14 protein-coding genes are annotated in these 13,038 nt (G+C 33.9%); 5 read left to right on the top strand and 9 right to left on the bottom strand.

What is annotated here, in order from left to right; genetic code table 11:
* Positions 1–110: 110 nt before the first annotated feature.
* The 3 genes from LNQ81_RS12355 to LNQ81_RS12345 are packed head-to-tail and all read right to left on the bottom strand — an operon-like array spanning position 111 to position 2,945.
* Entirely contained in the window at positions 111–1,367 is a 1,257-nt protein-coding gene (locus tag LNQ81_RS12355; protein WP_229947134.1) for a hypothetical protein, read from the bottom strand.
* A 4-nt stretch (positions 1,368–1,371) separates the two neighbouring features.
* Positions 1,372–1,875, bottom strand: coding sequence for a DUF2199 domain-containing protein (locus LNQ81_RS12350; protein WP_229947132.1), 504 nt, complete (start codon positions 1,873–1,875; stop codon positions 1,372–1,374).
* Complete coding sequence (locus LNQ81_RS12345; RefSeq protein ID WP_229947131.1) at positions 1,875–2,945, bottom strand: SMI1/KNR4 family protein; 1,071 nt, start codon at positions 2,943–2,945, stop codon at positions 1,875–1,877. Before LNQ81_RS12345 ends, LNQ81_RS12350 begins: the two co-directional genes overlap by 1 nt.
* 93 nt (positions 2,946–3,038) lie before the next feature.
* On the opposite strand from LNQ81_RS12345, the gene LNQ81_RS12340 reads away from it, so the two are divergent.
* Positions 3,039–3,569, top strand: coding sequence for a GNAT family N-acetyltransferase (locus LNQ81_RS12340; RefSeq protein WP_229947129.1), 531 nt, complete (start codon positions 3,039–3,041; stop codon positions 3,567–3,569).
* Positions 3,570–3,796: 227 nt separating this feature from the next.
* On the opposite strand, the gene LNQ81_RS12335 is transcribed toward LNQ81_RS12340, so the two are convergent.
* Positions 3,797–4,639, bottom strand: coding sequence for a hypothetical protein (locus tag LNQ81_RS12335; protein ID WP_229947127.1), 843 nt, complete (start codon positions 4,637–4,639; stop codon positions 3,797–3,799).
* Between the two features lie 191 nt (positions 4,640–4,830).
* A complete protein-coding gene (locus LNQ81_RS12330; protein WP_229947125.1) occupies positions 4,831–5,715 on the bottom strand; it encodes a hypothetical protein in 885 nt (294 codons plus the stop codon).
* 112 nt (positions 5,716–5,827) lie between these two features.
* Between LNQ81_RS12330 and LNQ81_RS12325 the strand changes: the two genes are divergently transcribed.
* On the top strand, positions 5,828–7,216 hold the full coding sequence (locus tag LNQ81_RS12325) for a hypothetical protein (protein WP_229947123.1): 1,389 nt from the start codon (positions 5,828–5,830) through the stop codon (positions 7,214–7,216).
* Positions 7,217–7,621: 405 nt separating this feature from the next.
* Here the strand turns inward: LNQ81_RS12325 and LNQ81_RS12320 are convergent, their stop codons facing one another.
* Positions 7,622–7,861 (bottom strand): hypothetical protein, encoded by a 240-nt coding sequence (locus tag LNQ81_RS12320; RefSeq protein WP_229947117.1) that lies wholly within the window; start codon positions 7,859–7,861, stop codon positions 7,622–7,624.
* Between the two features lie 428 nt (positions 7,862–8,289).
* The gene (locus LNQ81_RS12315; protein ID WP_229947115.1) at positions 8,290–8,499 is read right to left on the bottom strand and encodes an HAD domain-containing protein; all 210 of its coding nucleotides are present in this window, start codon (positions 8,497–8,499) and stop codon (positions 8,290–8,292) included.
* A gap of 251 nt (positions 8,500–8,750) precedes the next feature.
* On the opposite strand from LNQ81_RS12315, the gene LNQ81_RS12310 reads away from it, so the two are divergent.
* A complete protein-coding gene (locus LNQ81_RS12310) occupies positions 8,751–9,077 on the top strand; it encodes a TM2 domain-containing protein (protein WP_229947113.1) in 327 nt (108 codons plus the stop codon).
* A complete protein-coding gene (locus LNQ81_RS12305; RefSeq protein WP_229947111.1) occupies positions 9,070–9,375 on the top strand; it encodes a DUF2752 domain-containing protein in 306 nt (101 codons plus the stop codon). The genes LNQ81_RS12310 and LNQ81_RS12305 overlap by 8 nt, the downstream gene beginning before the upstream one ends.
* Positions 9,376–9,463: 88 nt before the next feature.
* Here the strand turns inward: LNQ81_RS12305 and glyA are convergent, their stop codons facing one another.
* A complete protein-coding gene (gene glyA, locus LNQ81_RS12300) occupies positions 9,464–10,738 on the bottom strand; it encodes a serine hydroxymethyltransferase (RefSeq protein WP_229947109.1) in 1,275 nt (424 codons plus the stop codon).
* Positions 10,739–10,904: 166 nt separating this feature from the next.
* Between glyA and fahA the strand changes: the two genes are divergently transcribed.
* On the top strand, positions 10,905–12,188 hold the full coding sequence (fahA, locus tag LNQ81_RS12295) for a fumarylacetoacetase (RefSeq protein WP_229947107.1): 1,284 nt from the start codon (positions 10,905–10,907) through the stop codon (positions 12,186–12,188).
* Positions 12,189–12,512: 324 nt separating this feature from the next.
* On the opposite strand, the gene LNQ81_RS12290 is transcribed toward fahA, so the two are convergent.
* Complete coding sequence (locus tag LNQ81_RS12290) at positions 12,513–12,869, bottom strand: four helix bundle protein (RefSeq protein WP_229947106.1); 357 nt, start codon at positions 12,867–12,869, stop codon at positions 12,513–12,515.
* Between the last annotated feature and the right edge of the window lie 169 nt (positions 12,870–13,038).

The raw sequence follows: 13,038 nt of genomic DNA, 5'->3' as shown, positions 1-13,038 counted from the left end.
TTTCATTAGCTCTAAAACCATACTATAGTATGCTTGTATCATTAATTCAGACCTATCTTGTATAATTACTTTTCGTTTATATGCCTATCACGTATTTCGGGTTTAACTGATTAAGTACACTGCATCACATATCCGCTCACTCTACTCTTCTCACAGTAGAAAATATAACATATTCCGCCACTGCCGTAATAGACTTCGCCTCCCTGCACATCAGGGATTTCAGAATCTAATTGCATAATGAATTGCATCTTCTCACCGCTAATCGGACACGTTAATAAATCTGCATTCTGTACCCAAGTAGGCTCACCACCTATTCTGAACAAGTTCTCCCTACTGTTACTACTTGCCCAAGATTGGTATGCCCATCTAGCTTCTGTTGGTACTATACTTACTTCTGTAGGTACCATCGCGTGCTCTTCTGTCCATTCGATCGTTCCTAATTCTCCTATCTTATGTGGTATCCCTTGCTCATCGTGTTGATAATAGACTACGCCATTTTCATTTAATTCGCGTAAATGACACCCTAATACTAAAGCAGGCAAGCTTATGTTTAAGCCTTTAGGAATAGGGTCTAACGTGATGATATGCATAAACGGATTGTTCTCGTCTTCTGCTAAATACCCACCTACTTTATATTTATCCACTAAAGATGTACCATTCCATGTTGGGTGATCTGTACGGTTTAGATGAACTACACTTGACTTGTTTAGGTAATTTGGTTCAAATAGAATATGATAGGTTTGATCAGAACAATAGCTCTTTACTTTTCCTTGCTCACTATAAAGCCCTACACTTTCTAAATACCCTTCTATATAATCTGAAGCACTTGCATAAATACTCAATTCTAATGTTAGTGCGTGTGGAATAAGCTGTTCTATCGTATGAATATTACGTGATTCAATTAAACAGTTAAACAACTTTATCTTCGTTTCTAAATCTGTGTCTATATGTAAAAACTGCATTAGATAAGGCTGTAGCTGTGCTGATGGTAAGTAACGCCAATAATAATCAGCGTAATAACTATCACCATTGGCATTAATAGCCAACAATTCTTCTACATAAGGATGAAGAATATGAGGCATTTGAATACTTGCATATTCTAATAAGCTCTCAGCTAACTTACTCTCTTTTTCTTGCAATATTGAGATAGCAGTCTTTGCCAAAATGCTAAAGTGCTCTTCGCTAACGTAGCTTAATGCAGCATCAAATAAGGTACTCCCCTTTATATTATTGGTCAGAAACTCCAAGCAGAAAGCATACACTTCCTCTTTGTCTTTCATTATTGCTCTAAGCTGGTTATAGACATTGGGAGTATTCCACTCTGTCTGCTTAAAAGCTATGGCTAATTGTTGTCCTGTGTTATTCATCTACTTACTGATTTATTAAAGCATCTATTCTACGCAAAGCTTCCTCTGTAGAGATACCCTCGTAAAACTCCTTGATAAAGATAGAATCACCTTTTTGATGAGGAAGAATAGTTGGTATTCCCTTGCTATTATCCACCTCAACATTAGTTGGTAAAGCAAACGAGGTACTGGGTGGATAATTAGGCAGATTAGTCACTAACCAACCGAAGTAAGTAGTCTTATATTCTTTGTCTTCATAATGTTCATAGTAGTCCTTCATACTCTCTGAGCTAAGGCTTACCCATACCCCGTAATCCAAATATTGACAAGCATCATAGACATACTGTGTTAACACACCTCGTAGATACCACAGTGTCTCTCCATCTTTATCTATACTACACACCTCACTGGTTAGATCAGCATGTTCTCTTTCTTCGTCTGTTAACCCCAGATATGTATCCGGAGCTTTAAACACTAACGCAGGCCAGTCTTCGTGTTCTTGCCCACAATCTGCACATATATACTTCATTAGAATGTTCCGTTATCAATTATAAATTGTTGATGTTCTGTTACCTCTGCTTCTAAAGATTCTATCTCTCTATAAATTAGTTCTTCTAAACAAAACGCTATGACAGTGCGTTGCCAAGACTCGTTCTGCAATTCTATAATTTGCCCATACATACCCGTCTCACTTGGATCCGTATCTATCAGTAGATAATCTCCATTCTTACCTTCTGCAAAAGGAATCCATTTGGGGTTAGTATAACCTGTACATTTTAGTTGTACATCATACTCTGCCAATGTATCTTCATCCACATCCTCGTCATCATCGAACAATTCATTGATACCTTCCCACTCATCTGCTATCTTCTCAAAAGGCAACAAATCATAATCCCAACCATTCACTTGTAGGCTTAAAGCTGAAGTTACTGCATTCCACTTGACATTGGCTATTTTATAGAAGTTAACTAAAATAGCAGGTAATTCTACTGCGTCTAGTTGCGCGACGACAGTGTCTAATTGTTCTTGTGTAATACCGTGAGTAGGGTTATAGTATTTATTATCTGCTCCTACTCTATTTTCTATTACTTTTTTCCACTCATACCACACTGCTTCTAGGTATTCGAAGTTTTCATCTACCTCAAGTAATGCTACTTCTTCTTCCTCTACCTCTTCATAAGCTTGTAAAGAAAGAGAGTACAGCTCTTCCCTTCTGATACTATACCACACCGTCACATCATTAAATACAAAAGCCCCTGTATCATCAGTATCCCAAAGTTTTATACGTTCTTGTTTATGTTCGTTATAATACTTGATTACATCTGATTCCCCATTTAGCTTTAATTGACCTATAAATGCTGATTTCACAGCTGTGGTGTAATCTTCTACCATATAGGTTACTTCTATGGTGTTAATATTTATCCTATCCTTAGCGAAAGCTCGTAATCCTACTGTATGCCAAATATAAACATCATTGTGTTCTCCTGTGAATACCTCTGGCTCTCCAAATAATGCATATAGATCTTCTTTAGCTATCGGAAAGCTGTATTGTTTGCCATTTATCTCAAATCCTTTTGATGTAAAATCAAAGTTTATCATCTTTTTTATTTTGGGCTAAAATACTATTAATTTCAAACAATAAATTCACTGAATATATGGAAGTATTTATTATTTTTATAGAAACCTTAAACTATGAAAACACTAGAGTTAACCACAGAACGCCTTCTTTTAAATCAACCTAATCTACAGGATATCCCTGGTCTGATAGAGATAATGAAGGACCCAGTATATCATCAGAATACCACTAATATTCCCTTTCCTTATACGGAGACAAGTGGTCAGTTTTGGGTGAAATTAGCAAAGGAAGGACTTGAGGCTGGTAATGCATACATCTTTGCTATTCGTCTAAAAGGTAGTTCTACAATCATCGGAGGCATCGGATTAGGAATAGACAAAGCAAATAACAAAGCGGAGATGGGCTATTGGTTAAATAGTGAACATTGGAATAAAGGCATCGTGACAGAAGCTGCAAAGACGATACTACAGTTTGGTTTTGACACCCTTCATTTAAAGAAGATCTTTGCTAGTTACTTTACCTTTAATAAGGCTTCAGGAAAAATTATGCAGAAGATTGGTATGCAAAAAGAAGGAGTACTAAAGGCACATACTTTAAAAGATGGTAAATATATTGATCATGTATTTTATGGTATTGTTAATAAATAGTAAGATACCTTTTTCTCCCACATCTGGGTATTCCAACGCTCATTAGCTTATAACGAAAAACGCTCTCAAGAGTTAGCTACACTAACTGCTGAAGAGCGTTATAAAAGTTGATTATAGAACACCTTGAAATACTCAGGTATATCCCTATTCAATATATTGCATCTTTTTTAGGGGTGAACCCTAAAAGCTTAAATCGTATTTGCAAACAGATTAACAAATAAGAAGCCTTACTCTTTAAGCTTTACTTTTACTTTTTGAGTTGTATTATTTGTTACATTAATTGTCAGGCTTTCTTCAGTTTCAATGTTCATGGTAACATTTGTTGAACCTGATACAGACTCAATATACTGTTTCTCTATATTATAGATTACTTCTTTTGTTCCTTTGCCTTTTACCTTAGCAAATTTTACTGATTTACTCTCTGATGTAATTGTTGAGAGAATAACTAAATACGCCTTTTTATTCTCTATTTTGCTAAACTTAATATCTTCACGAGTTAATACATCTACTTCATTATCTTCAGATAATTTCATTACCTTATTATTTTGTACTGAAAATGTGTCGTTTACTTTAATTGGTTTAGATGGATATCCTTGACTATTAAATAAATCGTCTAATAAGGCTAGAATATCACTATTCTCATTCTTATATTTTGCTTCAATATCTTTCGTTGCTTTAACCCCTTCTTTACCTAAATATCCATTGGTTATTCCCTTTTCTTCACCTTCATTAAGTGTACTCTCTAAAGCGTTTGCTTTAAAGTTTCTTATCAATTGTTTGACCAAATCTAATTCAAAGGTAGCTTTATTCTTATCTGCTTTCTTCCAGTTCAACATATACTTAGCAGTAAACTCTTGCGTTTCATATTTAGGAAATTCAGAGCCTTCTTGTTTTAATAGTGCAATTAATTCTTTATTCCCATTAAGATTTGTAATCATACTGTTTTTATCCTCTGTTGTGATTTCAAAAACAGCATTAGGTTTAGCATTCAACACTAAAGCAACAGACTCTTGTGCATGTAGTTGAACAGTAGCAAGCACACAAGAAATAACTAATAATAACTTTTTCATAACCTTTTATCTTTTTCAAAAACCTCAACAAGATTAGCAGATTTTAACAATTAAACTAAAATGTGCAATATTTGTGAAGTGTGTTGATTCTCGCCATTTGCACAATAAAACAAGTCATCAGATATAGAACCAAACAACTTACCTCTAGTGTCAGGAGCAATGATCACTTAGGCGATAACTGAGTAAGACTATTACTTCCACATGCTCACCGAGTATATCAGACTTCTCAAATCTTGTTGTACAGTACGTACACTCGCTTGGAGTTCATTATTCATATCAGACATTAAGTGAATATCATCAGACTTGAATAAACCTCCTCTACCAAAATACAACTCCTCCTCTTTCTTATCTACTTCCTTGTCAAAAGCAAATAACAGCCATCTATTCTTTAAAGTCTGTACCAGTGATAACTTCCCTTCGTTACTAAACGATTTATCATTCATCACTCTCCATAAGGCTGGTGGAAATGCGATATCGTCATTATTCTCCCTCCATACGTTTCTCAGCAAACTGCGATATGTCCTCAATTCAATCTTCTTCCCTTTTGGGTTCAACAGTAAGAATCCCAATCCTGTACCTACTACCCCTCCTGCTATATTTAGCCCTTTATTTGTATTGTCATTGGTGATTAAAGCAGTAGATAAGGTTACAGCTGCACCTATGGCGATAGACGCTACAGTCAACTGCGTGTTACTAGTATTATTCTTTGAGTCTAGCACACGAGCCAACTGATCATATCGCTCGCCATTACAATCTAACTCTGCTGCCAAAGCATCTATCTCTGTCTGGAAAAGCTGTGTACTGATTATGATCTGTTGCTTTGCTTCTATTTTCTCTATGGGATCTGTACTGTTTAGAAACTTAGCCATCTGAGGAACTAATCCAAGGTGTGTAGCAAGGTTATAATCGTGCTGAGAGAGTTTTTCAGCGACTAGTGTGTCTTTAAAACTCCTTTGCTCGGCTGTCGTATTATCTTGGTAAGCAATATTCGGTGCACAGTAATTCTCTTGTAAGGCAGTCACTCGTGAACTCTTAATTACAGAAGAACACGATGCTAAACTTCCAAGTACTGCCATAACATAACACAAACTAGCTTAAGGGATTTCATTGTCATACATTTTAAGGTAAAAATAGTTAACAAAAGTTAAAATAGTTGTTATTATTTGATATTTTTACAAAAAAAATACTATGCTAAATAATATACTAAGTGTATTCACAACGCAATCAGCATTAGCCTTTAAAAAATGTTGGATGCTATTATTGTTATTCTTCTTTACCGAATTATTAATTCAGTATGATGTGATAATAGATATTACTATTATCCGTATTAGATATATAACAATATTTAGTTTACTAACTAGTTGGTATTTTATTGTAAACAAACAATGGACAAAAGCTATTGTTACATTTATATTGAATACTCTTTTTTACTTAGTTCATACTAGTTTTTTTATTGATTTTATTTTTGAACAATTTCAATTTGACACTGTTGATGCTAATGACTCACTAGCGATTATGTTTCTAAAAATAGGTGTTTTGCTTACAACAGCTTTAATTACCTCATATTTTTACCTCAATACAAATACTAAAATCAAAAGGAGCATATTCATAGAGTCTATCCTGATAAACATCATTTTCTTATTTGCATTTAGAACTATTGTAATCAATAATGACATTTTAGATCTTATCATTGAAAAAGCTGGTTTAGAATTTATAATACACGTAGTCTATGGTCTTTTAATATCTATCTATCTTGGTAGTTTATTCTATATTTACTATCTATTACTTACTAACTATCAACAACATGGGTCTTTAGTTAAAATAAACGAAAATACGTTAAACAAAATATCTGACAACTTTATTCTAGCCTTTCCTCTTTTGTATCTAGCCTTAATATTTACAATATTTTACAATGTATTTGAATATATGTTGGGAAGTCTTTCATACTATTATTTCATTCATACCTTTTATGAGTACATACAGTTATTCATAACATACTTAACACCTCTGGTTTTCATTATTATTATTAGTCAAATACTTCGAAATAAAACCATTAGAGAGGATAGTTTTTTTGGTCTTTTTGGAATCCTACTATATATACCTATAGTCAATCTATTATTTTATGGTCTATTGCTACTAAATCAAAAATATAAGATTTTCTCTATTAATAAATTCTATACCCATAAAGTAGCTCATGTACTTATCGGTTTAGTCTTAATTATCTTATATTTTGGTTATAAACAAAACAATTCTTACATAGGTCCGAATGCTGGAGAAGTCATAACAACACTTGTCATTTACGTTATTAGTATAATCAATTTTAAAAAGATATGGTTTGTTTCTCTATCAATAGCAATATTATCATTAGTTGTTTTTGATTTATCTGATTTAATTACCATCAATCGTAATTTCTTTATGGATCAAGCCCCAAAAAGTGATTTCGTACTTATGCTAGAAGGTATATTCGATAACTCTCCAAAACTAACAGTAGTGATATTATTAAAATGGATTAGCTATGCTAGTTATATCTATATACTACGCTACTCTTTCTTAACTAAAGAAGAATGGAGTGAATAAGAGTTATTCTAAAACCTGACTATAAAAAAACGAGACTGATTAATCTTGTTTTTTATATTACTTTATCCTATATTTATCTCTATCACCTTGCTTAAACATCTACAAAATCAACAGGGTCAACTTTATATTTACTAGACAAGTGATCTACTAAAAGCTCAAACAGCCCCTTAATCTGCATAAGATAGTTATAATCTACCCCTGCTTCATTAATGTAAAGAGCTAGCTCATAATGACCATCAAATAAGATTTCTTCTTCCCATATTCCTTTATTTTGACTTATAAATAGTCCTTCTATATTTAGATCAATATATAACTTGCGAACAATGGTGTTTAGGATGCTTCCTATATCGCGATTAGAAGAATGCAGTACATACCGCTGATCAAACTTTTTATCGTTTGTTTTGATTAATTTGCACTAAACACATTGACTATCTTATTGAGAAAGCCTGCTCTATCTATCCTTAATTCAATTGGATAAGCATAAGCAAATCTACAGTAGACTCTGGTTACTCCACGATACTCGTCAAATACAATACTAAAGCCCTTATATGTATATATAGCTTTTGCAGAATACCAATAAGCAGCCTCGTTAAACTGTCCGTTAATTAGTGTACTAAATTCTGTCCAATACTCATTATTAGTCATCGCAATCCTATTTATCTACTCTGTTTAGTTTTAATAGTCAAACTTACAACAAACCTTGTTATTCTATTAAGGCTTTATACTTGTATTAAAAATAAGCCTCACAGAAGTATTAGTAAACAAATCTGCTATTACTTATAATCAACCGTATCCTCAGTCACATTATTAGTCATATTCAGAATTTGATATGTAGTAGTCTTATTAATAATGGATGAAATAGAAGGAATATCACTATTACATAAACCCCTAAAAGAGCTAGTTAGAACTACTCTTTCCTTGAGAAAAAGAGCCAAACCATTTAGAGTCTTATCATCATCCAAAATAATTATTTCATTCGTATCATAATTCCTCTTTACTATCCACCACATTATTTCTTCTCGTCTAGATCTTGTAAGGGATTCACTGTCAATTCTTGATACTTTATCAAACTGCTACCCTCTATCTTTGAGTAATTCATTCCACTGCTCTAAAGTAAATCTATTCTTATGAGAAGTCGAAAGAATGATTTCCTCAACAGGTATAGTGTTAAAAACGTCTACTGCTTCGTCTAAAAAAGCATAAAAGCCATCCTCAGCCATCTCAACTCTCTTGTTGGGATTACTGTGAACCATTACACCTTCTATGTCTAAAAAAACTCTCATAAAAGCATCTGGACATTATTAAGCATCTATATTTCATAAAGTTAATAAATTATTCTTAAGCTTAAATAAGTACAAGCATTTTAATTAGTGTCACAATAACACTAAATAGTCAAAGAGAAATTGGTATATACTTTAATTAAATACATTGTTAAAATCATTTCATTATTAAACACTTTATTTCATAAATTTGGCGTTATATAAAATTGTATATAAAATATTTTAGTTAGAAACTAATAAAACATTATCAAAGAATGAAAAGTATAAGTGAAAAGTATTGCTCTGAATGTGGTTCATTAATCAACGTAAAAGCTGAAATATGTCCTAAGTGTGGTGTAAGACAAGCTGTAGCAATCGATACTCAAGCACAAGAATTAAAAAGCAAATGGTTAACCACTCTTCTACTATGTTGGTTTTTAGGTCCATTAGGTGTACATAGATTCTACACAGGACATACAGGAATTGGTATTATCCAACTATTTACATTAGGAGGTTGTGGTATCTGGTTTCTTATTGATTTTATTATGATAATTGTTGGAAACTTTAAAGATGCAGATGGAAATATTCTGAAGAATGCTTAAGCTGATAATATCATATATTAAAAGCTATAAGATTATAGTAGCTATAGGAATGTATATTATTTTGTCAGTACTTTTAAGAGCTACTACAGGAATTGATGTATGTATTCCTTGTCTATGGAAAACTTTATTTGGAGTTGAATGCCCTGGATGTGGTCTGACAACTGCTTTTGAAAGGTTAATACAATTAGACATAAATGGCGCTAAAAAAAGTAATTGGTTAATATTTATTATAATACCTTGTGCATTAAGTTACATTGTAAAGGATTTTCTTAGTTTTAAAAAAAGACAATATTTATAATAATATAAACTCTACTTTCAGATAAAAGAATAAAAAAAGGGCACTCATCACGAGTGCCCTTTCTTATAAAATTATATGTATTAGAGAACTACCAAACGAACATTGGTCTTTCTTCCATCATTTCATTTACTTCATCAGCTACAGCTTCTAGAGTAGCCTCATCTGTATGATTCATAATAACTCTATCGATAAGATCTACGATAGTATCCATATCTGCTTCTACAAGACCTCTTGTAGTAATAGCTGGTGTACCGATACGGATACCAGATGTTACAAATGGAGATTTGTCATCGAAAGGCACCATGTTTTTATTTACAGTGATTTCTGCTTTTACTAACGCTTGTTCAGCATCTTTACCAGAGATATTCTTATTTCTAAGGTCGATAAGCATCATGTGGTTATCTGTACCACCAGAGATAATGTTATATCCTCTCTTAACGAAAGCTGCAGCCATAGCCTTAGCATTCTTCTGTACTTGCATCATATAGCGGAAATACTCATCCGTTAATGCTTCACCGAACGCTACAGCTTTAGCAGCGATAATGTGCATTAATGGTCCTCCTTGATTTCCTGGGAATACAGCGCTGTCTAATAAAGCAGACATCATACGTACTTCTCCTTTAGGTGTAGTTAATCCAAATGGATTAGGGAAGTCTTTACCCATCATGATCATACCTCCACGTGGTCCTCTCAATGTCTTGTGAGTCGTCGTAGTGATAATGTGACAATGAGGCACAGGATCGTTCATTAATCCTTTAGCGATTAACCCAGCTGGGTGTGCGATATCAGCCATTAATAAAGCTCCTACGCTATCAGCGATCTCTCTAAAGCGTTTAAAGTCCATATCACGAGAATATGCAGACGCTCCAGCGATGATTATTTTTGGTTGCTCTTTAGTAGCTACTTCTTGAATCTTGTCATAGTTTAACAATCCTGTCTCTTGATCTACTCCGTAGAATACAGGGTTATATAACTTACCTGAGAAGTTAACTGGCGATCCGTGAGTTAAGTGTCCACCGTGAGATAAGTCAAATCCTAAGATTTTATCACCAGGCTTAAGACATGCGAAGAATACAGCTGTGTTAGCTTGTGATCCAGAGTGAGGCTGTACGTTTACATACTCAGCACCGAATAAAGCTTTAGCACGGTCTATCGCGATTTGCTCCACTACGTCCACTACTTCACATCCACCGTAGTAACGTTTGTTAGGATATCCCTCAGCATACTTGTTAGTCAAGCAAGAACCTGCCGCTTCCATAGTCTCTTCACTCACGAAGTTCTCAGAAGCAATTAATTCAATACCATGAATTTGTCTATCCTGTTCTTCTACGATCAGGTCGAAAATTTCAGAATCTCTTCTCATTTAGTTTGTGTGTTTCGTTAATTTGATTCCAAATGTACAAAAAACGTTTGTTATATTCAGTCTTAATTATATATTTGGATATACTATTAACGAAGCTCCTTTTTTTAATTAAAACTCCTGAAAACAGGCATAATTAATCAAAAGGACTAAACAACTAAAAACAATTATGATGATAAGTGCGAATGATCCGATGAGAAAAACGTGGTTACCGGTAGAGAAAGATTCTGACTTTCCAATTCAGAATATTCCGTTTGGCGTTTTTATCACCAAAGATGATATTATAACTATAGGAACTCGTATCGGGGATTATGCGATTGATCTGAGTGCCTTACAAATGCTTGGATACTTTAAAGGTATTGAGCTTACAGATGACGTTTTCTTACAAGACACCCTGAATGACTTCATCTCTAATGGGAAAAAAACGTGGCGAGCAGTAAGAAATAGAATTGCTGAGATATTTGACCAAAATAATACTGAACTAAAAGACAACTCTAAACACAGAGATGTTATCATCTTCAAGATAGAAGATGTAGAAATGCAATTACCTGTGTATATAGGGGACTATACTGACTTCTACTCTAGTAGAGAACATGCTACTAATGTAGGTACGCTGTTTAGAGATCCTGCAAATGCTTTATTCCCTAACTGGCTTCATATACCGATAGGATACCATGGTAGAAGCTCGACTATCGTCCCTTCTGGAGTAAATGTAAAACGTCCAGTAGGACAGACTTTACCTAAAGGAGCTACTGTTCCTGTCTTCGGAGCATCACAACGCGTAGACTTCGAACTAGAAACTGCTTTTATCACTACAGATGCTAACCTTATGGGAGATAGTGTTCTAGTAGATAATGCAGAAGAGTACATCTTCGGTATGGTACTTCTAAATGACTGGAGTGCCAGAGACATTCAGACATGGGAATATGTACCATTAGGGCCATTCTTAGCGAAGAACTTCGCTTCTTCTATCTCTCCTTGGATTATCACTCTAGATGCTTTAGAACCTTTCAGAGTAGCTGGGCCTAAACAAGACCCTACCCCTCTTCCTTATTTGCAACAAACTGGAGATGGAGCTTTTGATATCAAATTAGAAGTATATCTACAGCCTGAGAATGGAGTAGACAAACTTATTTCTGCTTCTAATCTTAAATATATGTATTGGACGATGAGCCAACAATTAGCACACCATACAGTAAATGGATGTAAAGTTAATTCTGGTGATCTAATGGGGTCAGGAACTATCTCAGGACCAACTCCAGATAGCTATGGCTCTATGTTAGAATTGACTTGGGCAGGGGCTAATCCACTAACCCTAGCAGATGGTAGCACACGTACATTCTTACATGATTATGATACTGTAACGATGAAAGGGTTCTGTCAAAATGAAGAGGTAAGAATCGGTTTTGGCGAGGTAAGAAGTACTTTACTTCCTGCTACAATCAAGTTTTAAACTACTACACCGATCAAGTGTAAAATCACATACGAAAGCGTGAAATAACACTGTTATTCCACGCTTTCATTTTTAATAAACCTGTACTCTTTTCTAATTATTAAGTGCATTTGAACCTTCTACCCAGAATCAGCAATAAACTTATAAACGAAAAGTAATTATACAAAACAGGTCTGACTTAGTGATTCAGGCATACTGTAGTATGATTATAGAGCTAATGAAAGAACTATGAAGTAGAATTGCTTTGTAGTATTGGGTTAATGCTAATTCTGGATTTAAGACAAACAGTCTTTTTCCTTAGTTAGTACTTCGTAGACTCCCTCTTTATTCCTTGTTCTTTTTCAGTGATTTGATTAAAGTATACAGCATACTTCTGATTTCTGTAATAGTAGAATCATATTGAGCGATATTATCTAAATAATTTAGATCATGTGCTATCACTAATTGAGTTTCTAACTCTGCTAGATTTCCTAAAGCAATATATAAAAACTGTTTATATTCCTTATTCCCTTTTCTAGCACCACCCTCTGCTATATTAGAAGGGATAGCTACAGCACTCTGTCTTAACTGATTGCTCAATCCATATATTTCCTCTTTAGGAAAGTCCTTTGTAATATCATAAACAGTAGAGACAAACTCTACACTATACTTCCAAACCTCTAAATTTCGATGTGTATTCATAATTAAATTTTTGCCGAAACTACTTATAATAATGAAGGTATAGACTATCCTAAATATTACGAAATAATTAAGTTATCGTAAAGTAGAGATTACACACTCCTCTACACTTACATCCTTAATGTAAAGTAAAAAAGCCTCCTAGTAATTAAACTAAGAGGCTTTTAAAAAA

Origin of the sequence: Myroides oncorhynchi, from assembly GCF_020905415.1 — a bacterium.
In the GTDB taxonomy this organism is placed as follows: domain Bacteria; phylum Bacteroidota; class Bacteroidia; order Flavobacteriales; family Flavobacteriaceae; genus Flavobacterium; species Flavobacterium oncorhynchi_A.
The sequence above is the reverse complement of the archived record's forward strand: the minus strand, read 5'-3'. Positions and strand labels throughout refer to the sequence as shown.

Coding starts and splice junctions, on each gene's coding strand:
- fahA (WP_229947107.1), top strand. CDS start 10,905: ATGATGATAAGTGCGAATGATCCGATGAGAAAAACGTGGTTACCGGTA.
- LNQ81_RS12355 (WP_229947134.1), bottom strand. CDS start 1,367: ATGAATAACACAGGACAACAATTAGCCATAGCTTTTAAGCAGACAGAG.
- LNQ81_RS12335 (WP_229947127.1), bottom strand. CDS start 4,639: ATGAAAAAGTTATTATTAGTTATTTCTTGTGTGCTTGCTACTGTTCAA.
- LNQ81_RS12325 (WP_229947123.1), top strand. CDS start 5,828: ATGCTAAATAATATACTAAGTGTATTCACAACGCAATCAGCATTAGCC.
- LNQ81_RS12340 (WP_229947129.1), top strand. CDS start 3,039: ATGAAAACACTAGAGTTAACCACAGAACGCCTTCTTTTAAATCAACCT.
- LNQ81_RS12290 (WP_229947106.1), bottom strand. CDS start 12,869: ATGAATACACATCGAAATTTAGAGGTTTGGAAGTATAGTGTAGAGTTT.
- LNQ81_RS12345 (WP_229947131.1), bottom strand. CDS start 2,945: ATGATAAACTTTGATTTTACATCAAAAGGATTTGAGATAAATGGCAAA.
- LNQ81_RS12350 (WP_229947132.1), bottom strand. CDS start 1,875: ATGAAGTATATATGTGCAGATTGTGGGCAAGAACACGAAGACTGGCCT.
- LNQ81_RS12315 (WP_229947115.1), bottom strand. CDS start 8,499: ATGAGAGTTTTTTTAGACATAGAAGGTGTAATGGTTCACAGTAATCCC.
- LNQ81_RS12305 (WP_229947111.1), top strand. CDS start 9,070: ATGCTTAAGCTGATAATATCATATATTAAAAGCTATAAGATTATAGTA.
- glyA (WP_229947109.1), bottom strand. CDS start 10,738: ATGAGAAGAGATTCTGAAATTTTCGACCTGATCGTAGAAGAACAGGAT.
- LNQ81_RS12330 (WP_229947125.1), bottom strand. CDS start 5,715: ATGGCAGTACTTGGAAGTTTAGCATCGTGTTCTTCTGTAATTAAGAGT.
- LNQ81_RS12320 (WP_229947117.1), bottom strand. CDS start 7,861: ATGACTAATAATGAGTATTGGACAGAATTTAGTACACTAATTAACGGA.
- LNQ81_RS12310 (WP_229947113.1), top strand. CDS start 8,751: ATGAAAAGTATAAGTGAAAAGTATTGCTCTGAATGTGGTTCATTAATC.